The following is a 25,536-nucleotide window of genomic DNA, read 5'->3' on the forward strand; positions in this document are numbered from 1 at the left end:
CGCCGTGCTCACCCTCCAGCTCCTCATCGCCGCCCTCGTCCTCGTCGCGGTCGGCGGATGGTTCGCCGCGACCGACGCGGCCCTCGGCGTGCTCTCGCGCAGCGACGTGCTCGAGATGGCGAACCACTCGCGCAGCGCCCGCGCCCTGCGCGCCATCGCCGGCGACATGAGCGCGCATGTGAACGTCGTCAACTTCTCGCGGATCGCGGCCGAGACGACGGCCGCGGTCTTCGTCACGACGGTCCTCGTGGTCGTCGTCGACCAGCTCTGGCTCGCGCTGCTGCTGGCGATCCTGATCATGGCCGCCGTCTCCTTCGTGCTCGTCGGCTCGAGCCCCCGCAGCGTCGGCCGGGCGCACGCGCGCGCCGTGCTGGGCACGAGCGCCTCCCTGATCCACGTGCTGCGCGTGGCCCTCGGGCCCGTGGCGCACGGCCTCGTCGCTCTCGGCAACCGGGTGACCCCCGGCACCGGCCGCTCCGCCGGCTTCTCCTCCGAGGAGCAGCTGCTGAGCATGGTGGACGAGGCCACGGAGCAGGACGTCCTCGAGCAGGACGACCGCGAGCTCATCCACTCGATCTTCGAGTTCAACGACACCCTCGTGCGCGAGGTGATGGTCCCGCGCACCGACATGGTGACGATCGAGTCGACGGCGTCGATCGGAGCGGGCATGGGACTCCTGCTCAGCCGCGGCATCTCGCGGCTCCCCGTCATCGGCGAGGGCGTGGACGACGTCCTCGGCGTGCTCTACCTCCGCGACGTCGCCCGCCACACCTACGAGCGGCCCGACGACGACGACGTCGTCGCCGACCTCGCTCGACCGGCGCTCTTCGTGCCGGAGTCGAAGATGGCGGACGAGCTGCTTCGCCAGATGCAGCTGGAGTCGAACCACCTCGCCATGGTGGTCGACGAGTACGGCGGCATCGCCGGCCTCGTGACCCTCGAGGACCTGATCGAGGAGCTCGTCGGCGACATCTCGGACGAGTACGACCGCGAGGTCGATCTCTTCGAGGAGATCGAGCCCGGCGTCTACCGGGTCTCGGCGCGGCTCCCGGTCGACGAGCTCGGCGAGCTGTTCGAGATCGATCTCGAGGACGACGACGTCGACTCGGTCGGCGGACTGCTCACCAAGGCCTACGGCCGCCTCCCGGATCGCGGTGCCAGCGCCCGGATCGACGGCGTGATCCTCGAGGCCGAGCAGGCGGACGCGCGCCGCGGCACCATCTCGACCGTGCTGGTCCGCCGCGATCCCGACTACGACCCGAGCGGCGAGACCGGCGACGGTTCCGCTCCGATCGGGGGCGACGACGGCGAGGCCGACGCCGATGAGGGCCCGACCGGGGATACTCGGAGCCGGGACGCACGCGCCCGGGACCCGCGCGCCGCTCCGACCCGGACGGCCCCGTCGCGGGCGTCGCAGACCCGAGCGGCGAACGCCCGGGCCGCGAAGGACCGCGAGACGCGGAGCCGAGCAGCCGACGACCGATCAGCGGGCGCCCCCGCCGACGACAGACAGAACGAGGACGCACGATGACCGACTCCAGCCCGCCCACGACGCCCTTCCGCGCGGGATTCGTGTCGTTCGTCGGCCGCCCCAACGTCGGCAAGTCGACCCTGACGAACGCCCTGGTCGGCGAGAAGATCGCCATCACGAGCTCCAAGCCGCAGACCACGCGCCGCGCGATCCGCGGCATCGTCCACCGGCCCGACGGCCAGCTCATCGTCGTCGACACCCCGGGCATCCACCGCCCGCGCACGCTCCTCGGCGAGCGCCTGAACTCGCTCGTCACCTCGACGCTGGGCGACGTCGACGTCATCGGCATGCTCTTCCCCGCCGACGAGCCGATCGGCCCCGGCGACCGCTTCATCAACGAGCAGCTCGACGCGTTCCCGCGTGCCCGCAAGGTCGCGATCGTGTCGAAGGTCGACCTCTCCTCGAAGAAGTCGGTCGCCAAGCAGCTGCTCGCCGTCTCCGAGCTCCGCGAGTGGGACACGATCGTGCCGATCTCGGCCGTCACCGACGAGCAGCTCGACGTGCTCGCCGTGGAGCTGCTCCGTCTGATGCCGGTGTCGCCCGCCCTCTACCCCGAGGAGGCCGTGACCGACGAGGACCTCGGCTCGCGCATCGCGGAGTTCATCCGCGAAGCCGCTCTCGAGGGCGTCTCGGACGAGCTGCCGCACTCCCTCGCCGTGACCCTCGACGACATGGTCGAGCGCGAGGACGGCTCCTTCATCGACATCTACGCCAACGTCTTCGTCGAGCGCGACAGCCAGAAGGGCATCATCATCGGCAAGGGCGGGCAGCGCCTGCGCGAGGTCGGCGCGGTTTCGCGCGAGCAGATCGAGCGCCTGCTGGGACGCCGGGTGTTCCTCTCGATCCGGGTGAAGGTCGCCAAGGAGTGGCAGCGCGACCCGAAGCTGCTGGGGCGCCTGGGCTTCTGATCCGCTCGGCGCACGTCGATCAGCCGTCGGGACGACGACTCCGCGGCGCTCGACGTCTAGCGTGAGAGGCATGCGCGTGCTCCTGGACCGACCGGCGACGCTCCCGATCGCCGGTGCCCTGCTCGCCGTCGCGCACCTGCTGGCGCTCGCGAGTGGCGTCTCGAGCGCCTCGCCGTCCGCGGGCCTGCTCCTCGGGCTCGCCCTCGCGCTGGCGGGCCTGCTCCCGGCGCTCGCCCCCACCCTGGCCGCCGCCGGGATCCTCCTCGGCGGAGCGGTGCCGGTCGGCGGTGTGCCGTTGGACGGCGTCGTCGTCGGAGCGGTCGTGCTCTGGTCGACGGCGCGCCGACTCGGGCCGTGGACCCGATCGCTCGCGCTGGTCGGCGCCCTCCTGCTCTGCGGGCTCGGCGGCGTCGTCCTGTCGGCGTCGCTCCGCCCGTCGCTCGACTCGCCCGAACCGCCCCAGAGCATCCGCTTCCTCGTCCTGGTCGCGGTCGCGGTCCTCGTCGCCGCCGTCCTGGCGGCGATCGCGGTGCTGTCCTTCGTCCGCGGGCTGCGGAACCCGGTCGGTCCGGAGGATCGGATCGAGCGCCTCCTCGAGCGCGTCGCCGGACCGCAGGACGCTTTCGCGGCCGGATCGGCCGGTGCCCAGGCGCTCGTGCTGCTCGTGATCTCGGTCGTGCCGTACTCCGTGGGCGAGGACTCGCTGCACCCCTTCGTCGCCGGAGTGCTGGCCGTCGCGCTGGTGCTGCACCGCCGCTCGCCCGGGCTCGCGCTCGGCGTCGCTTGGATCGGCGCCGCCCTGCAGATGGGCGTCCGGCTGGAGCCCGCTCCGTCCGACCTGGCGATCCTCGTCGTGCTCTTCGGGGCCGGCGCCGCCGACTCGAAGCGGGTGCGCACGGCGGGTGCGGTGTCGGCGGTCGTCGGCACGGTCGTCGCGGTGGCGTACCTCTCGATCGCCTTCGGCCTGGCCCAGGACTCGCCGAGCAGTCTGATCGCCGTCGGCGCATCCTCCGGCGGCATCCTCGCCACGCTCGGCCTGTCCTGGACCATCGGCCTCCTCTCCCGCGCGGCCCGCCGCGCCCGCGTGGGCCAGTCCGAGCGCGACGAGGCCGAGCGCGAGCGCGCGCGAGCCCAGCGCGAGCTCGACACCGTCGAGGAGCGCAACCGCATCGCCCGCGACATGCACGACGTCGTCGCGCACTCGCTCGCGGTCGTGATCGCCCAGGCCGACGGTGCCCGCTACCTCGGCTCCACCAGTCCCGAGCAGACCGACGCGGCCCTCCTGACGATCTCGGGCGTGGCGCGGGACGCCCTCGGCGACGTGCGACAGCTCCTCGCGCAGCTGCGCCACAGTCAGATGGACGGCCCGCAGCCCGAGGCGCGCGATCTGCCCGCGCTGCTCGAGAGCGTCAGCGGCACGGGCGCTCCCGTCCGCTCCGAACTGGGTCTCGACCTCGAGTCCGTCCCGCGGGCCACCGGACTGGCGCTCTACCGGATCACGCAGGAGGCGACGACCAACGCCCTCCGCCACGGCCGGCCCGGCGCGCCCCTCGACATCGCGCTGCGCCGCGAGGGCGGCGATGTCGTGCTGACGGTGCGCAATTCCCGGTGCGAGGACGCGCTCGACACTCCGGGGAGGGCCACGGCCTGATCGGCATGCGCGAGCGCGCGGTCCTCGCGGGCGGCACACTGCTCGCCGGTCCCGACGGCGACCACTTCGTGGTCGACGCCCGGCTCCCCGCTCCACCCGTGCCCCCACGCACCTCGCCCGTCACCCTCGTCCCGCCGCTCGCCTCCGGAGGCATCCCGTCATGACCGACCCCATCCGCATCGTCCTCGTCGACGACCAGGCGCTGTTCCGCGCCGGCATCCGCATGCTGCTCAGCTCGCAGCCCGACCTCGAGGTGGTCGGCGAGGCGTCCGACGGCGCCGAGGGCGCGGAGGTCGTCGCCCGGGTCGCACCGGACGTCGTGCTGATGGACATCCGGATGCCCGGTGTCGACGGCATCGAGTCGACGCGGCGGATCCTCGCCCGCGCCGCCGAGACGGGGACGCCCGCTCCGCGCATCCTCGTGCTGACGACCTTCGACCTGGACGAGGCCGCGGCCCGGGCGATCCGCGCCGGGGCGAGCGGCTTCCTCCTCAAGGACACCGAGCCCGGTTTCCTCCTCGCCTCGGTGCGGACGGTCCACGCGGGCACGGCCGTGGTCGCGGCCTCCGCCACGCGCGAGCTCTTCGAGCACTTCGGCGCGCCGGGCAGCGGTCGGGAGACCCCCGTCGCGTTCTCGACGCTCACCGACCGCGAGCGCGAGATCTTCCACCACGCGGCGCGAGGACTGAGCAACACCGAGATCGCGACGGCCGAGTTCCTCAGCGAGGCGACCGTCAAGACCCACATCAGCCGCACGCTGGGCAAGCTGGGCCTGCGCGACCGCGTGCAGCTGGTCGTCTACGCCTACGAGAACGGCCTCGTCGCCTGAGAGCGCCCGGGCGACCTGGGCGCGGAGGCAGTGCTAGCCTGGCCCCGTGCGCTTCGGTCTGCTCCTTCTTAGCTGCCGCGACGAGTCCTAACCCCCAGGCCTCCCTCGTCGCGGAGTCCGTCGACGCCTGATCGCAGTTCCCTCCGCGAGGTCGCATCCGATTCCCGGATCCCCGCGAGACCGACACGGGCGCGCATCCGCGCCAGGAGACCCTCATGAAGAACACGCAGAAGCCCTCGACCATGCCGATCCACAAGTACCGGCCGTACCACGAGCAGATCACGGTCGATCTGCCCGACCGCACGTGGCCGACCAAGCGCATCACGACCGCGCCGCGCTGGTGCGCCGTCGACCTCCGCGACGGCAACCAGGCGCTGATCGACCCGATGAGCCCCGAGCGCAAGCGGATCATGTTCGATCTGCTGGTCTCGATGGGCTACAAGGAGATCGAGGTCGGCTTCCCGAGCGCGAGCCAGACCGACTTCGACTTCGTCCGCAGCCTCATCGAGGAGGGAGCGATCCCCGAGGACGTCACCATCCAGGTGCTGACGCAGGCGCGGGACCACCTGATCGAGCGCACGTACGAGTCGATCCGGGGCGCCCGGCAGGCGATCGTGCACCTGTACAACTCCACCAGCGTGCTGCAGCGCGAGGTCGTGTTCCGCAAGGACCGCCAGGGCATCATCGACATCGCCCTGGCCGGCGCGCGCAAGTGCCGCGAGATGGAGGCGTCGGTCCCCGGCACCACCGTCTACTACGAGTACTCGCCCGAGAGCTACACGGGCACCGAGCTCGAGTTCGCCCGCGAGATCTGCGATCGCGTGGTCGAGGTCTTCGAGCCGACCGCCGACCGCAAGGTGATCCTCAACCTGCCCGCGACCGTCGAGATGGCCACGCCCAACGTCTACGCCGACTCGATCGAGTGGATGAGCCGCAACCTGGCGCAGCGCGAGAACATCATCCTGTCGCTGCACCCCCACAACGACCGCGGCACGGCCGTCGCCGCCGCCGAGCTGGGCTACCTGGCCGGCGCCGACCGCATCGAGGGCTGCCTCTTCGGCAACGGCGAGCGCACCGGCAACGTCGACCTCGTCGCGCTGGGCGTCAACCTGTTCACGCAGGGCATCGACCCGCAGATCGACTTCGGCGACATGGACGGCATCAAGCGCACCGCCGAGTACTGCAACCAGCTCGCCGTGCCCGAGCGCAGCCCCTGGGCGGGCGACCTCGTCTTCACCGCGTTCAGCGGTTCGCACCAGGACGCGATCAAGAAGGGCTTCGAGGCCATGGAGGCCGAGGCCGAGCGCACCGGTCGCGGCGTCGACGAGCTGACCTGGGCCGTTCCCTACCTGCCGGTCGACCCGAAGGACCTGGGGCGCTCCTACGAGGCGGTCATCCGCGTCAACTCGCAGTCGGGCAAGGGCGGAGTCGCGTACCTGCTGAAGACCGACCACGCGCTGGACCTCCCGCGCCGCCTCCAGATCGAGTTCTCGGGCGTCGTGCAGGCCAAGACCGACGCCGAGGGCGGCGAGGTCACGAGCGAGCAGATCTGGACGATCTTCCAGGACGAGTACCTGCCCGCTCCCGCGCACCGCGCCGACGAGAAGTGGGGCCGGTTCGAGCTGACCCGCACCAGCACGTCGAGCGACCTGGGCGGCACCATCGCCCTGAACGCGGTGCTGCGCGTCGGCGACGAGATCATCGAGGCGAACGCCTCGGGCAACGGCCCGGTCAACGCCTTCGAGTCCGTGCTGAGCCAGCACGGCGTCGAGGTGCGGGTGCTGGACTACGTCGAGCACGCTCTCAGCGCCGGCGGCGACGCGCTGGCCGCCTCGTACGTCGAGTGCTCGGTCAACGGCCGCACCCTGTGGGGCGTGGGCGTCGACGCCGACATCTCGACCGCGTCGCTGAAGGCGATCGTCTCGGCCGTGAACCGCGCCCTTCGCGAGGAGGCTCCCGACCGCGAGCTGGCGTCCGCCTCCGTCTGACGCGCGTCCGTCCTCCGGCCCCGCCGAGGGAACCCCGCACCGTCCAGGGAGCCTGCACCAGCGGGTTCCCTGGGCGGGTCGGGGTTCCCTCGGTGCGGGAGACGGGGCTCGGGGCTAGGCGCGGCGGCGCCAGCGGAGGCGCGGCACGCCGCTGAGGGCGCGCTGCTCGGGCAGGCTCCAGCCGTAGCGCACGGCGAGCAGACGGATCAGCGTGGTGACGCCCACGGCGAGCGGCGCGGCGAAGTCGATGAGCATCCCGAAGCGCAGGCCGGTGACGAGGACGGCCGTGCCCGCGGTCGCGGCGACGGCGTAGAGCGAGCCGACGTGCATCAGCGCGATCGGCCGGTTCAGCAGGATGTCGCGGATGACCGAGCCGCCCACCGCCGACACCGTGCCGACGAAGACGGCCGGCACCTCCGGCACTCCGAGCGCCAGCGCCTTCGTGGTGCCGATCGCGCCGAAGAGGCCCAGGGTCAGGGCGTCGAGGGCGGTGATCGTGCCGTCGACCCGGTTGAGCACGTGCTGGAGCAGCATCCCGACGAGCGAGGCCGTCACCGCGACGATCAGGTACGCGTTGGTGTGCAGGGCCACGAGCGGCGTCTGCAGCAGCAGATCGCGCAGCACACCGCCTCCCAGGCCCGTGGCCGTGCCGATGATCGTCACGCCGAGCAGATCGATGCGGCGGTCGCGGAACTCGCCCGCGAACATCGCGCCCTGGAGGCAGCCGATGGCGATCGCCAGGAGGTCGGCCCAGGCGGGGATCACGAAGAGGGTGTCGGCCACCGGCCCATCGTTCCACGGGGGAGACCGGCCTGTCGGCCCGGCGGCCGGGAGGTTGTCGGTGGCGGGGAGGATAATCGAGGGCATGCCCACCTATCGTGACGAAGCCGTGGTGCTCCGCACGCACAAGCTGGGCGAGGCCGACCGCATCGTGACCCTGCTCTCCCGCGGGCACGGCAAGATCCGCGCCGTCGCCAAGGGCGTCCGCAAGACCGGTTCCAAGTTCGGCTCGCGGCTCGAGCCGTTCATGGTCGCCGACCTGCAGCTCTACGAGGGCCGCAGCCTCGACATCGTCACGCAGGCCGAGTCGATCGGCGCGTACGGCGCTCTCATCGCGGCCGACTACGACTGCTACACCGCGGCGAACGCGATGGTCGAGACGGCTGACCGGCTGACCGACTCCGACGCGTCCCTCCAGCAGTACCTGCTCCTCGTCGGCGCCCTGCGCTCGCTCTCGCGCCGCGAGCACGAGGCGGTGCTCACCCTCGACTCCTACCTCCTGCGCGCACTGTCGATCGCGGGATGGGCGCCGAGCTTCGAGGACTGCGCCCGGTGCGGCGCCCCCGGCCCGCACGGCGCCGTCGTCGTGCAGATGGGCGGCGTCGTCTGCCAGGACTGCACCCCGCCCGGTGCTCCGCGCGTCGCCCCGGAAGTCGTCGTCCTGCTCGGAGCGCTCCTCACCGGAGACTGGGCGCACGCCGAGACGACCGAGCCGTCGACGCGGTCGCGGGCGAGCGGAGTCGTCGCCGCCTACACGCAGTTCCACCTCGAACGCGGACTGAGATCACTGGAGCACGTCACCCGATGAAGCCCTTCACGCACAAGGACGCCGAGCCCTACCGCGAGCTCGACTGGACCGGCGTCCATCCGCCCGAGATCCCCCGGAAGGCCGTGCCGGGTCACGTCGCGATCGTGATGGACGGGAACGGCCGCTGGGCGAACGGCCGCGGACTCACCCGCATCGAAGGGCACAAGCGCGGCGAGGCCGCCCTGCTCGACGTCGTGGCGGGAGCGATCCAGATCGGCGTCAAGCACCTCAGCGTCTACGCGTTCTCGACCGAGAACTGGAAGCGCTCGCCCGAGGAGGTGCGCTTCCTGATGGGCTTCAACCGCGACGTCCTGCACCGCCGCCGCGACCAGCTGAACGAGTGGGGCGTGCGCATCCGCTGGGCCGGCCGCAAGCCACGGCTCTGGGCCTCGGTGATCAACGAGCTCCAGTTCGCCGAGAAGCTGACCGAGGGCAACGACGTCCTCACGCTCACGATGTGCGTGAACTACGGCGGCCGCACAGAGATCGCGGACGCCGTGCAGCGTCTCGCGGGCGAGGTGGCCGCGGGCAGGCTGAAGCCGTCCGGCATCACCGAGAAGACCATCGCCAAGGCGCTCTACGTGCCCGAGATGCCCGACGTCGACCTCTTCGTGCGCTCCTCCGGCGAGCAGCGGACGAGCAACTTCCTGCTCTGGCAGAGCGCCTACGCCGAGATGGTGTTCCTCGACCGGCTCTGGCCGGACTTCTCGCGCACGGATCTCTGGGAGGCGATCGAGCACTACTCCGGACGCTCCCGCCGATTCGGCGGTGCCGTCGACGTGCCGGGAGCGTCGAAATGATCCGCGTCGGCGTCGTCGGCTACGGACTGGCCGGCAGCGTCTTCCACGCGCCGTTCCTGGCGGCCGACCCGGTCTTCGGGATCGTCGCGATCGCCACGTCGAACGCCGAGCGCGCGGCGTCGGCGGCCGCCTCTCATCCGGGTGCGCGCATCGTGCCTGACCTCGAGGCGGTGCTCGCGGAGCGTCCGGAGCTCGTGGTGCTCGCCTCCCCGCCGTCGGTGCACCGCGAGCAGGCCGTGGCCGTGCTCGAGGCGGGCGTCGCCGTGGTCGTCGACAAGCCGTTCGCGCCGAGCGTCGCCGACGCCGAGGCGATCATCGCGGCGTCCGAGGCGAGCGGAGCGCCGGTGCTCGTCTTCCAGAACCGCCGCTGGGACGCCGACCTCCTGACTCTGCAGCGGCTCCTCGGCGAGGGTGCGCTCGGCGACGTCCTCCGCTTCGAGTCGACCTTCGAGCGCTGGAGCGCTCCGAAGACCGGCCGCTGGCAGGGCGAGATCGGCCCCGAGCAGGGCGGCGGGATCCTCTTCGATCTCGGCAGCCACCTCGTCGACCAGGCGCTGGTCCTGTTCGGGCCGGCCGTGGTCACCGCGGCTGAGACGCGCATCGTGCACCCGGGCGGTGCGAGCGAGGACGATGCGTTCCTCTCGCTGCTGCACGAGAGCGGCGTGCGCTCGCACCTCGCGATGAGCCGCGTCGCCCGCGCCTCCGGTCCGCGGTTCCGCGTGCTCGGCACGACGGCGGCCTTCTCGGTGGACGGTCTGGATCCGCAGGAGAACGCGCTGCGTCACGGAGGCGCCCGCCCCGACGACGCGGACTTCGGCGAGGTCCCGCGCCGAGCGTGGGGGCTGCGGAGCGACGACGCCGGATCGCGCGCGGTGCCGAGCGAACGGGGCCGCTACGCCTCCTTCTACGACGGAGTCGCCCGCACCCTGCTCGAGGGAGCGCCGCCGCCCGTCGACGTGCACGAGGCCCTGTCGGTCGTCGCCGTGATCGAGCAGGCGCACCGCCTCGCCGCCCGCTGAGCGCCGACGCGCCCGGCGAGGGTGCGGTCTTGGCGATCGGGCGGGGGAGGGGGATCCTCGAAGGGTGAGTACTCCGGGCCCGTCCATGACCGCTCTGCGCGAGCGGTTCGCCGGGGCGCGCGGCTATCACAACGCCTGCACCCTCGGCCTGCCGCCACGCGAGAGCGTCGAGGCGCTGCGGGTCGACCTCGACCGCTGGTCGGCGGGGGAGAGCACCGCGGCCGGCTACGGAGTGGTCGCCGAGAGCGCCCGATCGTCGTTCGCAGGGCTCGTCGGCGTGCCGGTGGATCGTGTCGCGATCGGCTCGCAGACATCGGTGATGGCGTCGGTGCTCGCCGGATCGCTGCCCGACGGCGCCCGGGTGCTGTGCGTCGACGGCGACTTCTCCTCCATCGTCTTCCCGTTCCTCGCGCAGGCGCACCGGGGAATCGAGGTCCGCTCGGTGCCGCTGGAGGCGCTGGCCGACTCCGTCGAGCCGGCGGACGACCTCGTCGTGTTCTCGGCCGTGCAGTCGAGCAGCGGCGCGATCGCCGACCTCGACTCCGTGATCGAGGCGGCGGCCCGGTGCGGTGCCCGCACGGCGTGCGACCTGACGCAGGCGGCGGGGGTGCTGCCCGTCGACGCCTCCCGCTTCGACGCGACCCTGACCCACGCCTACAAGTGGCTGTGCTCGCCCCGCGGAGTGGCGTTCCTGACCGTCTCGCCCGAGTACGCGGCCGAGCTCGTCCCGCTGCAGGCCGGCTGGTACTCCGGGGAGGACGTCTGGTCCTCCTGCTACGGACCCGCCATGCATCTCGCCGAGAACGCGCGCCGCTTCGACGTCTCGCCCGCGTGGCAGGCCTTCGTCGGAGCCGAGGCGTCCCTCGCGCTCCTCGGGTCGCTGGACGCCGACGAGGTCTGGCGGCACGCCTCCGGGCTCGGCGATCTGCTCTGCGAGCGGCTCGACCGCGACCCGCAGCACCGAGCGCTCGTCTCGTGGCCCGACGAGGACGGCGCCGATCTCGCCCGTCTGCTGGAGGCGGGCATCCGCGTGTCGGGGCGCGGCGGTCGGCTGCGGGTGGCCTTCCACGTCTGGAACGACGAGTCCGACGTGGACGAGCTGGTCCGGCTGCTGAGGGAATAGCAGTGCCGCGGCGCGGTTGTCCTCCACGTGACTGACGCGCAGCCCCCCATCACCGTCGACATCTGGTCGGACATCGCCTGCCCCTGGTGCTACATCGGCAAGCGGAAGTTCGAGCGCGGGCTGGAGGCGTTCCGCCTCGCCCACCCGGAGGCCCCCGAGGTGTCGCTCGAGTACCGCAGCTTCGAGCTGTCGCCCGACACCCCCGAGGACTACCGCGGCGGGGAGGCGGCGTTCCTGGCCGAGCACAAGGGCATCCCCGAGGCGCAGGCCCAGCAGATGCTGGACGACGTCACCGCGATCGCGGCGAGCGTCGGCCTCGACTACCACTTCGAGACGGTCCGGCACGTCAAGACCGTCACCGCGCACCAGGCCCTGCACCACGCCAAGACCGAGGGACTGCAGCTCGAGCTGAAGGAGCGCCTGCTGCGCGCCTACTTCGTCGAGGGGCGCGACCTCGCGGATCCCGCCGTGATCGCGTCGCTCGCCGCGGAGGTCGGCCTGGACGAGACCGGCACCGCGCAGGCTCTCGCCGAGCAGCGCCACCTCGCCGACGTGCAGGCCGACATCGCCCAGGCACGCGAGTACGGGATCAACGGCGTGCCCTTCTTCGTGCTCGACGGGCGCTTCGGCGTCTCGGGAGCGCAGGAGCCGCAGGCGTTCACCGAGGTCCTCGAGCACGTCCTCGCGCAGCGGGTGAGCGCCGCGTGAGCGGATTCGAGATGCTCGGCGCGGCGGACGTGCCGGTGTGCGAGGACGGCGTCTGCGCCGTCCCCGCCGTCCCCGCCGTCGTCGCTCCGGTCAGCGCGGAGGCTCCTCGACGCTGATGTCGGCCACGGTCGCGCCGTAGGCCGCGATCAGAGCGTCCGCGTCGACGAACGCGCTGCGCCCGCCGGTGCCCGCGCCCATCGCGATCCGCTGCCCGCGGATCCGCTCGTCGGCGAAGACCGGCCACGCGGTGGTGGAGCCGATCGGGGTGATGGTGCCGCGACGGTAGCCGGTGGCCTCGAAGGCCGCCGTCTCGTCGGGCAGGCGCAGCTTGTTCACTCCGACGACGGCGCGGAGCTTCGGCCACGAGATCTGCCGGCCGCCCGGGATCAGCGCGAACAGCAGAGCGGCGTCGTGGCGCTTCACGACGAGCGACTTCACTATCGTGGCGGGGTCGATGCCCAGGAGCCGCGCCGCCTCCGCGAGGCTGCCCGCCTCCGGTCGGTCGACGACCTCCACGTCCAGGCCGCGCGCTCGCGCATCCTCCTCGAACCGCGCCGGTCCGTCCTCCACAGCGTCGATCGTGCTCATCGTCCGGGTCTCCTCTGCTCGTCCCGCCTTCCCCAACACAGGATCTGGGAGAATCATTACCGATGTCCTCCACTCTTCTGGCCCCACCGCCCGCGCGACCCGCGCCGGCGCTGCGCATCGGCCCCCTCGAACTCGACGCGCCGGTCGTCCTCGCTCCCATGGCGGGGATCACCAACACCGCGTTCCGCCGCCTGTGCCGCGAGTTCGGCGCGGGCCTCTACGTGAGCGAGATGATCACCTCCCGCGCGCTCGTCGAGCGCACGCCGGAGTCGATGCGGCTCATCCGCCACCACCCGAGCGAGTCCGTCCGCTCGATCCAGCTCTACGGAGTCGATCCGAAGACGGTCGCCGAGGCCGTCACCATGCTCGTCGCGGAGGACCGCGCCGATCACATCGACCTCAACTTCGGCTGCCCCGTCGCCAAGGTGACCCGCAAGGGCGGGGGAGCGGCGCTGCCGTGGAAGCTGCCCCTGTTCCGCCAGATCGTCGAGGGAGCGGTGAAGGCGGCGGGCGACGTCCCGCTCACCGTCAAGATGCGCAAGGGCATCGACGCCGACCACCTGACCTACCTCGAGGCCGCCCGCGCGGCGGAGGGCGCCGGAGTCGCGTCGATCGCCCTGCACGCGCGCACCGCATCCGAGTTCTACAGCGGTCACGCCGACTGGTCGGCGATCGCGACGCTCAAAGAGGCGATCACGAGCGTGCCCGTGCTCGGCAACGGCGACATCTGGTCGGCCGAGGACGCGCTGCGGATGATGGCCGAGACCGGCTGCGACGGCGTCGTCGTCGGTCGCGGCTGCCTCGGCCGCCCGTGGCTGTTCGGCGATCTCGCCGCGGCCTTCGCCGGGTCCGACGAGCGCTTCCGCCCGACGCTCGGGCAGGTGGCCGCCGCGTTCCGGCGCCACGCCGAGCTCATCTGCGAGTTCTTCGAGAGCGAGGAGCGCGGCTGCCGCGACATCCGCAAGCACGTCGCCTGGTACTTCAAGGGCTACCCCGTCGGCGGCGAGCTGCGCGCGCGCATGGCGTCCGCCGAGACGCTCGCCGAGCTCGACGAGCTGCTCGCGCAGCTCGACCCCGAGGTGCCGTACCCGGGCGAGGCCGCCGAGGGGCAGCGCGGTCGCGCCGGATCCCCGAAGGTCCCGTCGCTGCCCGACCGCTGGCTCGAGTCGCGCGAGCTCGACGCCGGTCAGCGCGCCGACGTGTCCGCCGCCGAAGTCCACCACAGCGGTGGATGACCGCGCGCTCTGGGGGTACTCGCTCGTCGATGTCGAGCGGTTCCTGCCGGAGGACCACTCCACCCGCCGCTCCGACTTCGCCCGCGACCGGGCGCGGCTCTTCCACTCCAGCGCGCTGCGCCGCCTCGCGGCCAAGACGCAGGTCCTGAGCCCCACGGCCGGAGTCGACTTCGCCCGCAACCGCCTCACGCACTCGCTCGAGGTGGCCCAGATCGGCCGGGAGCTCGCCACGAGCCTCGACCTCGACCCCGACGTCGTCGACACCGCCTGCCTCGCCCACGACATCGGGCACCCGCCCTTCGGGCACAACGGCGAGCGCGCCCTCAACGCCTGGGCCGACGGCATCGGCGGCTTCGAGGGCAACGCGCAGACGTTCCGCCTGCTCACCCGCCTCGAGCCCAAGGTCTTCGGCGATGACGCGCGGCCGTACGGACTCAACCTGACCCGCGCGAGCCTCGACGCGAGCTGCAAGTACCCCTGGCCCGACACCCGCTCTGTCGCCGACCCGTCCGGGCGGGCCAAGTTCGGCTTCTACGCCGACGACGCGCCGGCCTTCACCTGGATGCGGGAGGGCGCGCCCGAGGGCGTGCGCTGCATCGAGGCGGAGGTCATGGACCTCTCGGACGACATCGCCTACTCGGTCCACGACTTCGAGGACGCCGTCGTCTCGGGCTACATCGACGTCGAAGCGCTCGGCTCCCGGAGCGACCACGACGACCTCGTCGCCTCGATGCACGCCTGGGTGGGCGGCGAGATCGAGCACTCCGAGCTCGTCGCGGCCTTCGACCGTCTCGACTCGCTCGACGTCTGGCTCGACTCCTGGGACGGCTCCCGCCGCGACCAGGCGCGCCTGAAGAACCTGACCAGCCAGCTCATCGGCCGCTTCGCCGCCGCCGCCACCGAGGCGACCCGCGAGGCGTACTCGCACCCCGACCTCGTCCGCTTCGGCGGTCACGTCGTCGTCCCGCGCGAGCAGCAGGCCGAGATCGCCGTGCTCAAGGGCATCGTCGCCACCTTCGTCATGTCGCGGAACACCCGCCAGCCGATCTACGCGCAGCAGCGCGAAGTCCTCACCCGCCTCGCCGACACCCTCCTCGAGCGCGGAGAAGGCGCCCTCGAGCCCGGCTTCGCCGAGGACTGGCGCGCGAGCGACTCCGACGACTCCCGCCGCCGCGTCGTCGTCGACCAGGTCGCCAACCTCACCGACCAGAGCGCCCTGGCGTGGTTCGAGAGGTTGTGCCCATAGGGAGCCGGTCCCTGCCCGGCCCCGCGCGGTCGGCTGTGCTCATGAGGAGCCGGTCCCTGCCCGGCTCCGCGCCGTCGGCTCGGGCGGGTGGTCGCGTTCCGCAGAGCGGGGTGCGTTCGCCTAGGGCGATCCGCTCGCACGCGGATCACCCATTCGGCTCGGAGAGGGTCGCCGGGTCGTCCGCTCGCCTCTTGGTGATCGAGTAGGGCGCGCAGCGGCCGTATCGAGATCCGCGGCAGTTCGGTGGCTGGGTCTCGATACGCCCCTGCGGGGCTGCTCGACCAGCAGGTTTCGCTCGTCCGCTCGCCTCTTGGTGATCGAGTAGGGCGCGCAGCGGCCGTATCGAGATCCGCGGCAGTTCGGTGGCTGGGTCTCGATACACCCCTGCGGGGCTACTCGACCAGCAGAAGGAGACGAGAGCGTTTCCGGAGCGGCAGCGCGATAGGCAACGTCTGCTGACAAGGGGGTCTAGAGCCTGTCAGCGGTCGAACTCCCTCCTCAACTCATGTTGTGCAGCACACCCCGGCGGCAGCGCCCGAGTGCGCGCCGCCGCGGCCCCATCCGAGCCGAACCGGTGATCCGCGTGCGAGCGGATCGCCGTAGGCGGACGTGACCCGCTCTGCGAGACCCGCACCGTCGAGAAGCCGACCGCGGGGAGCCGGGCAGGGACCGGCTCCGAATGAGTACGGCCGACTGCGCGACGCCGGGCGGGAACCGGCGCCGACGACGGCACAGCCGAACAGGTGATCCGCGTGCGAGCGGATCGCCGTAGGCGGACGGAGGACGCTCCACGGAACCCGCACCGTCGAAAAGCCGACCGCGAGTCGCCGGGCAGGGACCGGCGACTACGATGGACACCGTGCCAGGACGGATTCGACAGCAGGATGTCGAGGAGGTCAAAGCCCGCGTCAACATCGGCGACATCGTCGGCGAGTACGTCACCCTGAAGTCGGCGGGTGTCGGCTCGCTGAAGGGCCTCTGCCCCTTCCACGACGAGCGCAGTCCCAGCTTCCACGTGCGTCCGCAGGCCGGCTTCTACCACTGCTTCGGCTGCCAGGAGTCGGGCGACGTCTACAGCTTCATCATGAAGATGGACCACACGTCGTTCAGCGAGACGGTCGAGCGGCTCGCCGCCCGCGTCGGCATCGTCCTGCAGTACGAGGAGGGCGGCGGTCAGGCCCCCGAGACGGGCGGTCGGGTGCGCCTGCTCGAGGCGAACAGGGCGGCGGAGGAGTTCTTCCGCGAGCAGCTCGCGACTCCAGGCGCCGACGTGGGGCGCCGCTTCCTCGGTGAGCGCGGCTTCGACCGCGCCGCGGCCGACCGCTTCGGCGTCGGCTTCGCGCCCGACGGCTGGGACGGTCTCACGACCGCCCTCAAGCGCCGCGGCTTCTCCGAGACCGAGCTCACCGCCGCCGGCCTCGTCAGCAGCAGCAACCGCGGCGGCGTCTACGACCGGTTCCGCGGTCGGCTCGTCTGGCCCATCCGGGACGTGACCGGTCAGACCGTCGGCTTCGGCGCCCGCCGCCTCCTCGAGGAGGACAAGGGGCCGAAGTACCTCAACACCCCCGAGACGCCCGTCTACCACAAGTCCCAGGTCCTCTACGGGCTCGATCTCGCCAAGCGCGACATCTCGCGGGGCCACCGCGTCGTCGTCGTCGAGGGCTACACCGATGTGATGGCCTGCCATCTCGCGGGCGTGACCACCGCGGTCGCCACCTGCGGCACGTCCTTCGGCGTCGACCACATCAAGGTGCTCCGCCGGGTGCTGGGGGACGACAGCGGAGTCGGCGAGGTCGTCTTCACGTTCGACCCCGACGCGGCCGGCCAGAAAGCGGCGATGCGCGCGTTCCAGGAGGAGCACCGCTTCGCCGCGCAGACGTTCGTCGCGGTCGCTCCCGAGGGGCTCGACCCCTGCGACCTACGGCTGAACCGCGGCGACGACGCCGTGCGACGGCTCATCGACGACAAGAAGCCGATGTTCGAGTTCGTGATCCGCCAGCTGCTCGCGCGGTACGACCTCGAGACGGTCGAGGGGCGGATCGCCGCCCTGCGCGCCGCGGCCCCGGTCGTCGCCGAGATCCGCGACCCCGCGCTGCGGCCCGGGTACTCCCGGGAGCTCGCGCGGATGCTCGGCCTCGACATGTCGGAGGTCAACTCGGCCGTCCGCTCGGCCGGCTCCCGCCCCCGCTCCTCCGGCTCCCGGGACGAGCGCCGCGAGCCCGAGAGCGCAGCGCCCGAGGCGCCCGCCGGCGCGCGCCTGGCCGACCTCCCGGTCGACGTCGTCACGCGCATCGAGCGCGAAGCGCTGATGGCGATGCTCCAGCTCCCGCAGGCGATGGGCACCGAGCTGCTGGCGCGCGCCGCTCACGCCGCCGTGACCAACGAGACGCTGCGCGTCGTCCGCGACGCCGTCGTCGCCAACCTCGAGCGCGCGGAGGACCGCGACTGGGTCGAGCACGTCGCGAACGACGTCCCCGGCCCGTTCGCCTCGCTCGTCCGCCAGCTCGCCGTGGCGCCGATCCCCGCGGCCGACGAGGCGAAGCTCGCCCGGTACGCGCGCGACGTCGCCGTCTCACTGATCGAGCGCGATCTTCTGCGCGAGATCGCCGAGCTGCGCGGTGCCCTGCAGCGCGCCTCCGCCGATCCCGTGATGTCCCGAGCCGTGCAGGTGCGCCTCGTCGAGCTCGAGCGCGAGAAGCGCGCCCTGCGGAGCGAGTGATCGCCGCCCGCGGCGCGACCGTCACCCGTCCAGGGGCGTGTTGCAGTCGTGTGAAGTTTCGGACCCGGCGGACCCCGCCTGTCCGGAGAGCGCTTCCACATGTGTTACCCATGAACAACAGCACTGCGGGCGCACGCCTCCGCGCGCCCGTGCGCTCACAGGAGACCTGTGCGCCACGCAACCGCGCCACGAGCGCGCCCGCATCGAATCCTTACCAGGAAGAGGTAGACGGACAATGACATCCGCATCCACCCGCAGCGCTCGCGCGCTCTCCGCCGCCGCCGGCTTCGCCGCGGTCGCGATCGTGCTCGCGGGCTGCTCCGCCGGCGGTTCCGACTCGTCCGGCGACAGCGCCGGCGGGGGCACCCTGACCATCGGCACCACCGACAAGATCACGACGCTCGACCCGGCCGGCTCGTACGACAACGGCTCGTTCGCCGTGATGAACCAGGTCTATCCGTTCCTGATGAACACCCCCTACGGCAGCCCGGACGTCGAGCCGGACATCGCCGAGTCGGCCGAGTTCACCGCGCCGACCGAGTACACCGTGACCCTCAAGGAGGGTCTGAAGTGGGCGAACGGCAACGACCTCACCTCCTCCGACGTCAAGTTCACTTTCGACCGCCAGCTCGCGATCGCGGACGCGAACGGCCCGTCGTCGCTCCTCGCGAACCTCGACAGCGTCGCGGCACCGGACGACACCACCGTCGTCTTCACGCTCAAGTCCGAGAACGACCAGACGTTCCCGCAGATCCTCTCGAGCCCCGCGGGCCCGATCGTCGACGAGGACGTCTTCTCGGCCGATGCGCTCACCTCGGACGACGAGATCGTCTCGGGCGAGGCGTTCGCCGGCCAGTACACGATCGCCAACTACGACGTGAACAACCTCATCCAGTACAAGGCGTACGAGGGCTACGAGGGCGTGCTCGGCGCGGCCGAGACCGGCACCGTCAACGTCAAGTACTACGCCGACTCGTCGAACCTCAAGCTGGACATCCAGGAGGGCAACATCGACGTCGCGTTCCGGAGCCTCTCCGCGACCGACGTCGAGGACCTGCGCGGCAACGACGCGGTCAAGGTCGTCGACGGCCCCGGCGGCGAGATCCGCTACATCGTCTTCAACTTCGACACCCAGCCGTTCGGCGCGACGACCCCGGAGGCGGACGCCGCCAAGTCGCTCGCCGTGCGCCAGGCCGTGGCCGACCTGATCGACCGCGAGGAGATCGCCGACCAGGTCTACAAGGGCACCTACACGCCGCTCTACTCCTTCGTCCCCGAGGGACTGACCGGCGCGACCGAGCCCCTCAAGTCGCTCTACGGCGACGGCGAGGGCGGACCGGACGCCGACAAGGCGAAGGCGACCCTCGAGGCCGCCGGCGTCACCGAGCCGGTGAACCTCAGCCTCCAGTACTCGAACGACCACTACGGCCCGTCCTCGGGTGATGAGTACGCGCTGATCAAGGACCAGCTCGAGTCGTCGGGTCTGTTCACCGTCGACCTGCAGACCACGGAGTGGGTCCAGTACTCCAAGGACCGCAGCTCCGACGTCTACCCGGCCTACCAGCTGGGCTGGTTCCCGGACTACTCGGACGCCGACAACTACCTCTCGCCGTTCTTCATCAAGGAGAACTTCCTCGCGAACCACTACGACGACGCCGAGGTCCAGGGGCTGATCGCCGAGCAGGTCTCGACGACCGACGCCGACGCCCGCACCGCGCTCATCGAGCAGATCCAGGAGAAGGTCGCGGCGCAGCTGTCGACCGTCCCCTACCTGCAGGGCTCGCAGGTCGCCGTCGTCGGCAGCGATGTCAGCGGCACCGAGGACACGCTCGACGCGTCCTTCAAGTTCCGCTACGCCGCGCTCAGCAAGGGCTGATCCACCCCTCCGGCGGTCGGCGCCTCCCCGCTCGGGAGGCGCCGGCCGCCGTTCTCCACGAAAGGCATCACGTGACGACAGCCACGACGGCTGCGGCGACGGCGCCCACCCGGCGACCGCGCGGCTCCGGGGGCGGACTCGGGCGCTACCTGCTCGTCCGCTTCCTGCTCATCATCCCGACCGTCTTCATCCTCGTGACGATGGTGTTCCTGCTCATGCGCACGACGGGCGACCCGATCACGGCCGCCCTCGGCGGCCGCCTGACCGCCGACCAGCTCGCCGAGCGCGTGGCGGCGGCGGGCTACGACCGCCCGCTGATCGTGCAGTACTTCGAGTACCTCGGCCAGCTGCTCACGGGCGACTTCGGCACCACCCTCAGCGACAACCGCCCCGTCACCGAGGTGCTGCTCACCTACGGAGCGGCGACCGTCGAGCTCGCGTTCTACGCGCTCCTCGTCGCGTTCCTCGTCGGCATCCCGCTGGGCATGCTCGCGGCCTACCACCGCGACCGCACGCCCGACGCGGTGCTGCGCATCTTCGCGATCCTCTGCTACGCCACTCCGGTGTTCTTCGCGGGTCTGCTGCTCAAGCTCGTCTTCGCGGTCTGGCTGAAGTGGTTCCCGGTCGCCGGACGCGCCTCGACCAGCACCGAGCTGTCGCTGCAGTTCCTCGAGAACAAGACCGGCATCTATCTGATCGACGCGTTCCAGACCGGCGATCCGGCCGCCGTGTCGGACGTGCTCTCGCACGCCGTCCTGCCCGCCGTCGCGCTGGGCCTGCTGACCGCGGGCATCTTCCTCCGGCTCGTGCGCACCAACGTGATCGGCACCCTGGGCACCGACTACGTCGACGCTGCGCGGTCGCGCGGAGTGGGGGAGTTCCGCCTCGTCCGCACGCACGCCTACCGGCCTGCGCTCATCCCGATCATCACGGTGATCGGCCTGCAGATCGCCCTCCTGCTGGGCGGAGCGGTCCTGACCGAGACCACCTTCGAGTGGAAGGGCCTCGGCTTCCAGCTGGCCGAGTACCTCCAGGCCCGCGACTTCGTCGCCGTGCAGGGCATCGTCGCCCTGCTGGCCGTGATCGTGGCGCTGACCAACTTCATCGTCGACGTCATCGCGGCGCTCATCGACCCGCGAGTGAGGTACTGAGCATGAGCACCACCACCGCCTCCGCCGCGCGACCGCGGCGCCGCCTCGTCGACCGCCTGCCCGTCGTGCACCAGCTCCGCCAGAGCGTGGGGCTGCAGCGCGGGATGCTCGTCACGGGCCTCGTCATCACGGGTGCGTTCCTCCTGGTCGCCCTCTTCGCTCCGCTGATCGCGCCCTACGGCTACTCGCAGCTCCGCTCCGACAGCGGATCCTTCGGCGCTCAGCAGCCGCCCAGCGCCGAGCACCTGCTCGGCACGACGGTCGGGGGCTACGACGTCCTCAGCCGCGTGCTCTGGGGAGCGCAGACCGCCTTCCTCGTGATCGTCGTCGCCGTCGTGCTCTCGATCTTCGTCGGCGTCTTCCTCGGCCTCGTCTCGGGCTACCTCGGGGGCTGGCTCGACCGGGTCCTCGTCGTGGTCTGCGACGCGATCTACGCCTTCCCGACCCTCCTGCTCGCGATCGTGATGTCGATCGTGATCTCGGGCGGGCAGTCGAACCTGTGGGCCGGCATCTTCGCGGCCGCCGTCTCGATCACGGTCGTCTACATCCCGCAGTACTTCCGAGTGATCCGCGCCGAGACGGTGCGGATCAAGGGCGACGCCTACGTCGAGTCCGCGAAGGTCGTCGGAGCCTCGACGAGCCGCATCATGTTCCGGCACGTGCTGCGGAACGCGACGCGGACCCTCCCGTTGATCTTCACCCTCAACTCCTCCGAGGCGATCCTGACCCTCGCCGGCCTGGGCTTCCTCGGCTTCGGCATCGAGCCGACCTCGGCGGCCGAGTGGGGCTACGACCTCAACAAGGCGCTCTCGGACGTGACGAGCGGCATCTGGTGGACCTCCGTCTTCCCGGGCCTCGCCATCGTCCTCGTCGTGCTGGGCATCACGCTCGTCGGCGAGAGCCTGAACGATCTCGCCGACCCGCGCCTGCGCGGTCGGCGCGCGGTGGCCGCCGGTTCCGGCGACGTGGCCGCGACGTCCGTCGTCCCGGGCGGCGTGCTCGCCGCGGACGGCCTGGAGACGCCGGGGCACGACCCCGTCGCCGGAGTGGAGGGGACGCGATGAGCGACCAGCGGCCGATCGTCGACATCAGCGACCTCGAAGTCGCCTTCGCCAGCGACAGGGGCGCCGTGCGCGCCGTCGCCGGGGTGAGCCTCCGCGTCGAGCGCGGCGAGGTGCTCGCCATCGTCGGCGAGTCCGGCAGCGGCAAGACGGTGACGGCGAAGACGATCCTCGGCCTCCTGCCCGAGACGGCGACAGCCTCGGGCGTCGTGCTGCTCTCGAAGAAGGACGGCAGCTCCTCCACCGATGTCGTCTCGGTGCCGAAGGCGCGCCTGCGCGAGATCCGCGGCACCGACGTCGCGATGGTGTTCCAGGAGCCCTCGACGGCGCTCAACCCGGTGTTCACCGTGGGCTGGCAGATCGCCGAGGGGCTGCGCGCCCACGGCAGCGTCTCGAAGAAGGAGGCGCGCGCCCGGGCGATCGACGTGCTGCGCACCGTCGGCATCCCGGAGCCGGAGAAGCGGGTCGACTACTACCCGCACCAGTTCTCGGGCGGGCAGAAGCAGCGCGTCGTCATCGCGATGGCACTCGTGCTCGATCCCGGCCTCATCGTCGCCGACGAGCCGACCACCGCGCTGGACGTCACGGTGCAGGCCGAGATCCTCGACCTCCTCCGCCGCTGCCGCGACGATTTCGGCACCTCCATCGTGCTGATCACCCACAACATGGGCGTGGTCGCCGATCTCGCCGACCGCGTCGCGGTGATGTACCAGGGCGAGCTGGTCGAGGAGGCGCCCGTGGCCGAGCTCTTCGCCTCGCCGAAGGCCGACTACACGAAGAAGCTGCTCGCCGCTGTGCCGCACGTGGGCCAGGGCGTCGCTCGCGCGAAGGACCGCGCCATCGAGCGCGCGAGCCGGCCCCAGGCCGAGGTCCTGGTCGAGGCCGACGACCTGCGGATCCAGTACCCGGGCCGCCTGGGCCGCGCCGGCTTCGTCGCGGTCGACGGCGTCTCGTTCCGCATCCGCGCCGGCGAGGTCCTCGGACTCGTCGGCGAGAGCGGCTCGGGCAAGACGACGATCGGGCGGGCGATCGCCGGCCTGACGACAGTGACCGGCGGATCCCTGCGCGTGCTCGGCAAGGAGATGCGCGGCATCCGCGAGCGCTCCTTCCGCCCGGTGCGGGGTGACATCGGCTTCGTCTTCCAGGACCCGGCGTCGAGCTTCAACCCGCTGCTCACCATCGCCGAGTGCGTCGCCGAGCCGCTCGTCGTGCACCGGAGGTTCCCCGACGCGGGGTCGGCCAGGACCCGCGTCGACGAGCTCCTCGAGGCCGTGCAGCTGCCGAAGTCGTACGGCGACCGCTACCCGCACGAGCTCTCGGGCGGCCAGCGCCAGCGCGCGAGCCTCGCACGGGCGCTGGCGCTGCAGCCCAAGCTGCTGATCGCCGACGAGCCCACCTCGGCGCTCGACGTCTCGGTCCAGGCGCGCGTGCTCGAGCTCTTCTCGGAGCTGCAGCGGGAGTTCGGCTTCGCGTCGCTCTTCATCAGCCACGATCTCGCGGTCGTCGATCTGCTCGCGGACCGGATCGCCGTGCTCTATCGTGGCGAGCTCGTCGAGGAGGGCACGGGCGAGGAGGTCCTCTCGGCGCCGAAGCACCCGTACACGCAGCGCCTGCTCGCCTCGCTGCCCGTTCCGGATCCGGCTGAGCAGGCCGAGCGCCGCGAACTCCTGCGCAGCATCACGCGGGCGGAGCGCGACGCGTGAGCACCCCGGCCGCGCCGATCGTCGTCGACGATCTCAGCGTCGAGTACCCGCCCCGCGGCATCAGCCGGCGCTGGACGGCCCTGCGCGGCATCAGCCTCCGGGTGGAGCCGGGGGAGGTGCTCGGGATCCTCGGTGGCAGCGGCTCGGGCAAGTCGACGCTCGCCCGCGTGCTGGGCGGCGACGGGCTCGGCAGCGACGGCGACCGCGCGCGCCCGGTCATCACCGGCGGCGACGCGACCGTAGCCGGTCACGGCCTGCGCCACCTGCCCGCCCGCGAGGTCAAGCGCTTCACGTTCGACGTGGCCTACCTGGCGCAGGACGCCGGAGCGACTCTCCGCCCCGAGCTGACCGTGTCCGAGCTGATCGCCGAGCCGATCTACCTCCGCGATCGCCGCTACGACCCCAAGAGCGCCGCGGTGCGCGTGGCCACACTGCTCGATTCGGTGCATCTGCCCCTGTTCCTGCTCGACCGCTTCCCGTACGAGCTCTCGAGCGGGCAGCGGCAGCGCGTCGCGATCGCGCGGGCACTCGTCCTCGGACCCAGGGTGCTCGTCGCCGACGAGCCCACCTCGGGCATCGACGCGACGGTCCGGGAGTCGATCGTCGACCTGCTCGCCGATCTGCGCCGCCAGGAGGACTTCGCGGCGGTCGTGGTGGGCCACGACATCGACGTCCTCAGTCGGGCGACCGACCGCATCGCGGTCCTCGTCGGCGGGGAGGTGGTCGCCTACGGCCCGCTGCTGGAGGTGCTGACCGAGTCGCGCCACCCGTACGTGCAGGAGCTCGGCGCCGCCTTCGCCGAGTACGAGCGCTTCGACGCCACCCGCGCCCAGCGCGTCGCTCCGGCCGAGGAGGTCCTGTGACCGCGCCGCGCGTCGCGGTCCTGCCGCGCTCCAAGGACGTCTTCACCCGCGCGATCCGGGAGGGCGGCGGACGCGTCGTCGACCTGGACGACGCCCCCGACGTCCTCCTCTGGCTCTCGTACGGGCGCACGCAGGAACTCGAGGACGTGCTCGCCGAGCACCCGACGATCCGCTGGGTGCAGCTGCCGTGGGCGGGGGTCGACGCCTTCTCGGAGGTGCTGCAGCGCGCCGCGCGGCCGGGACTCGCCTGGACGAGTGCGAAGGGCGCCTACTCCGAGCCGGTGGCCGAGCACGCCCTCGCGCTGACGCTCGCGCTGCTGCGCTCCCTGCCGGAACGGGCGCGGGCGGAGTCGTGGGGCGCGAAGCACGCCACGACGCTCCACCGGGCCCGGGTCGTCGTCGTCGGAGCGGGCGGCATCGCCACGGAGCTCCTGCGGCTCCTCTCGGTGTTCGACGCCCGCGTGAGCGTCGTGCGACGCAGCCCCGAGCCGATGCCCGGTGCGGAGCGGACCGTGACCGCGGACCGCCTGGCCGAGGTCGCGACCGAGGCCGACGTGCTGGTGCTCGCCGCCGCCGCCACTACCGGGACGAGGCGTCTCGTCGATGCCGAGCTGCTCTCGCGGCTGCCGGCCCGCGCCGTCCTCGTCAACATCGCCCGGGGCACGCTGGTCGACACCGACGCCCTCGTCGCCGCGCTGGCCGAGGGACGTCTCGCCGGCGCAGCCCTCGACGTGACCGATCCGGAGCCGCTGCCGGACGGGCACCCGCTCTGGACCGAGCCGCGCTGCCTGATCACCCCGCACACCGCCGACACCCCGGAGATGACCGCTCCGCTACTCGCGGAGCGCGTCCGCGCCAACGTGGCGGCGTTCGCCGCGGGGGAGGACCTGCTGGGATCGGTCGACCCGGAGGCGGGCTACTGACCTCCGCTCCTCTCGATTTGGTCTTC

General features: G+C 71.9%; 22 protein-coding genes. 20 read left to right on the forward strand and 2 right to left on the reverse strand.

Annotated elements, in window-relative coordinates; all coding sequences use genetic code 11:
• The first annotated feature begins 4 nt into the window (after window positions 1–4).
• The 6 genes from AC0CID_RS02325 (at window position 5) to leuA (ending at window position 6,907) form a co-directional block, all read left to right on the forward strand.
• Window positions 5–1,531 (forward strand): hemolysin family protein, encoded by a 1,527-nt coding sequence (locus tag AC0CID_RS02325; RefSeq protein ID WP_465225654.1) that lies wholly within the window; start codon window positions 5–7, stop codon window positions 1,529–1,531.
• A complete protein-coding gene (gene era / locus AC0CID_RS02330; RefSeq protein ID WP_251947115.1) occupies window positions 1,528–2,439 on the forward strand; it encodes a GTPase Era in 912 nt (303 codons plus the stop codon). The genes AC0CID_RS02325 and era overlap by 4 nt, the downstream gene beginning before the upstream one ends.
• Window positions 2,440–2,509: 70 nt before the next feature.
• A complete protein-coding gene (locus AC0CID_RS02335) occupies window positions 2,510–4,090 on the forward strand; it encodes a sensor histidine kinase (RefSeq protein WP_465225655.1) in 1,581 nt (526 codons plus the stop codon).
• 5 nt (window positions 4,091–4,095) lie between these two features.
• A complete protein-coding gene (locus AC0CID_RS02340; RefSeq protein WP_465225656.1) occupies window positions 4,096–4,254 on the forward strand; it encodes a hypothetical protein in 159 nt (52 codons plus the stop codon).
• Window positions 4,251–4,919: a response regulator gene (locus AC0CID_RS02345; RefSeq protein ID WP_207402449.1), complete on the forward strand. Its 669-nt coding sequence runs from the start codon at window positions 4,251–4,253 to the stop codon at window positions 4,917–4,919. The genes AC0CID_RS02340 and AC0CID_RS02345 overlap by 4 nt, the downstream gene beginning before the upstream one ends.
• A gap of 215 nt (window positions 4,920–5,134) precedes the next feature.
• The gene (gene leuA, locus AC0CID_RS02350; RefSeq protein ID WP_465225657.1) at window positions 5,135–6,907 is read left to right on the forward strand and encodes a 2-isopropylmalate synthase; all 1,773 of its coding nucleotides are present in this window, start codon (window positions 5,135–5,137) and stop codon (window positions 6,905–6,907) included.
• A 114-nt stretch (window positions 6,908–7,021) separates the two neighbouring features.
• On the opposite strand, the gene AC0CID_RS02355 is transcribed toward leuA, so the two are convergent.
• Window positions 7,022–7,690 carry a trimeric intracellular cation channel family protein gene (locus AC0CID_RS02355; protein WP_465225658.1) on the reverse strand — a complete coding sequence of 223 codons (669 nt, stop codon included), beginning with the start codon at window positions 7,688–7,690 and terminating at the stop codon, window positions 7,022–7,024.
• An 82-nt stretch (window positions 7,691–7,772) separates the two neighbouring features.
• On the opposite strand from AC0CID_RS02355, the gene recO reads away from it, so the two are divergent.
• The 5 genes from recO to AC0CID_RS02380 all read left to right on the forward strand — a co-directional run bounded on the left by recO (window position 7,773) and on the right by AC0CID_RS02380 (window position 12,145).
• Entirely contained in the window at window positions 7,773–8,495 is a 723-nt protein-coding gene (gene recO, locus AC0CID_RS02360) for a DNA repair protein RecO (protein WP_207402446.1), read from the forward strand.
• A complete protein-coding gene (locus AC0CID_RS02365) occupies window positions 8,492–9,295 on the forward strand; it encodes an isoprenyl transferase (protein WP_465225659.1) in 804 nt (267 codons plus the stop codon). Before recO ends, AC0CID_RS02365 begins: the two co-directional genes overlap by 4 nt.
• Window positions 9,292–10,314 carry a Gfo/Idh/MocA family protein gene (locus AC0CID_RS02370; RefSeq protein WP_465225660.1) on the forward strand — a complete coding sequence of 341 codons (1,023 nt, stop codon included), beginning with the start codon at window positions 9,292–9,294 and terminating at the stop codon, window positions 10,312–10,314. The genes AC0CID_RS02365 and AC0CID_RS02370 overlap by 4 nt, the downstream gene beginning before the upstream one ends.
• A gap of 85 nt (window positions 10,315–10,399) precedes the next feature.
• Window positions 10,400–11,437, forward strand: a complete 1,038-nt coding sequence (locus AC0CID_RS02375; protein WP_465228033.1) for an aminotransferase class V-fold PLP-dependent enzyme — start codon at window positions 10,400–10,402, stop codon at window positions 11,435–11,437.
• Between the two features lie 27 nt (window positions 11,438–11,464).
• Window positions 11,465–12,145, forward strand: a complete 681-nt coding sequence (locus AC0CID_RS02380) for a DsbA family oxidoreductase (protein WP_465225661.1) — start codon at window positions 11,465–11,467, stop codon at window positions 12,143–12,145.
• Window positions 12,146–12,235: 90 nt separating this feature from the next.
• On the opposite strand, the gene AC0CID_RS02385 is transcribed toward AC0CID_RS02380, so the two are convergent.
• The gene (locus AC0CID_RS02385; RefSeq protein WP_465225662.1) at window positions 12,236–12,733 is read right to left on the reverse strand and encodes an aminoacyl-tRNA deacylase; all 498 of its coding nucleotides are present in this window, start codon (window positions 12,731–12,733) and stop codon (window positions 12,236–12,238) included.
• Between the two features lie 62 nt (window positions 12,734–12,795).
• On the opposite strand from AC0CID_RS02385, the gene dusB reads away from it, so the two are divergent.
• The 9 genes from dusB to AC0CID_RS02430 all read left to right on the forward strand — a co-directional run bounded on the left by dusB (window position 12,796) and on the right by AC0CID_RS02430 (window position 25,510).
• Window positions 12,796–13,968: a tRNA dihydrouridine synthase DusB gene (dusB, locus tag AC0CID_RS02390; RefSeq protein WP_207402440.1), complete on the forward strand. Its 1,173-nt coding sequence runs from the start codon at window positions 12,796–12,798 to the stop codon at window positions 13,966–13,968.
• A complete protein-coding gene (locus AC0CID_RS02395) occupies window positions 13,961–15,214 on the forward strand; it encodes a deoxyguanosinetriphosphate triphosphohydrolase (protein WP_465225663.1) in 1,254 nt (417 codons plus the stop codon). Before dusB ends, AC0CID_RS02395 begins: the two co-directional genes overlap by 8 nt.
• A gap of 850 nt (window positions 15,215–16,064) precedes the next feature.
• Entirely contained in the window at window positions 16,065–17,933 is a 1,869-nt protein-coding gene (dnaG, locus tag AC0CID_RS02400) for a DNA primase (protein ID WP_465225664.1), read from the forward strand.
• A 235-nt stretch (window positions 17,934–18,168) separates the two neighbouring features.
• Entirely contained in the window at window positions 18,169–19,809 is a 1,641-nt protein-coding gene (locus AC0CID_RS02405) for an ABC transporter substrate-binding protein (protein ID WP_207402437.1), read from the forward strand.
• A gap of 71 nt (window positions 19,810–19,880) precedes the next feature.
• A complete protein-coding gene (locus AC0CID_RS02410) occupies window positions 19,881–20,960 on the forward strand; it encodes an ABC transporter permease (RefSeq protein ID WP_207402436.1) in 1,080 nt (359 codons plus the stop codon).
• A gap of 2 nt (window positions 20,961–20,962) precedes the next feature.
• Entirely contained in the window at window positions 20,963–22,024 is a 1,062-nt protein-coding gene (locus AC0CID_RS02415; RefSeq protein WP_465225665.1) for an ABC transporter permease, read from the forward strand.
• Window positions 22,021–23,724 (forward strand): ABC transporter ATP-binding protein, encoded by a 1,704-nt coding sequence (locus tag AC0CID_RS02420; protein WP_207402434.1) that lies wholly within the window; start codon window positions 22,021–22,023, stop codon window positions 23,722–23,724. The genes AC0CID_RS02415 and AC0CID_RS02420 overlap by 4 nt, the downstream gene beginning before the upstream one ends.
• Window positions 23,721–24,587, forward strand: coding sequence for an ATP-binding cassette domain-containing protein (locus AC0CID_RS02425; protein WP_465225666.1), 867 nt, complete (start codon window positions 23,721–23,723; stop codon window positions 24,585–24,587). Before AC0CID_RS02420 ends, AC0CID_RS02425 begins: the two co-directional genes overlap by 4 nt.
• Window positions 24,584–25,510 (forward strand): D-isomer specific 2-hydroxyacid dehydrogenase family protein, encoded by a 927-nt coding sequence (locus AC0CID_RS02430; protein ID WP_465225667.1) that lies wholly within the window; start codon window positions 24,584–24,586, stop codon window positions 25,508–25,510. The genes AC0CID_RS02425 and AC0CID_RS02430 overlap by 4 nt, the downstream gene beginning before the upstream one ends.
• The last annotated feature ends 26 nt before the right edge of the window (window positions 25,511–25,536 follow it).

It is taken from the genome of Rathayibacter sp. AC451, assembly GCF_979253095.1.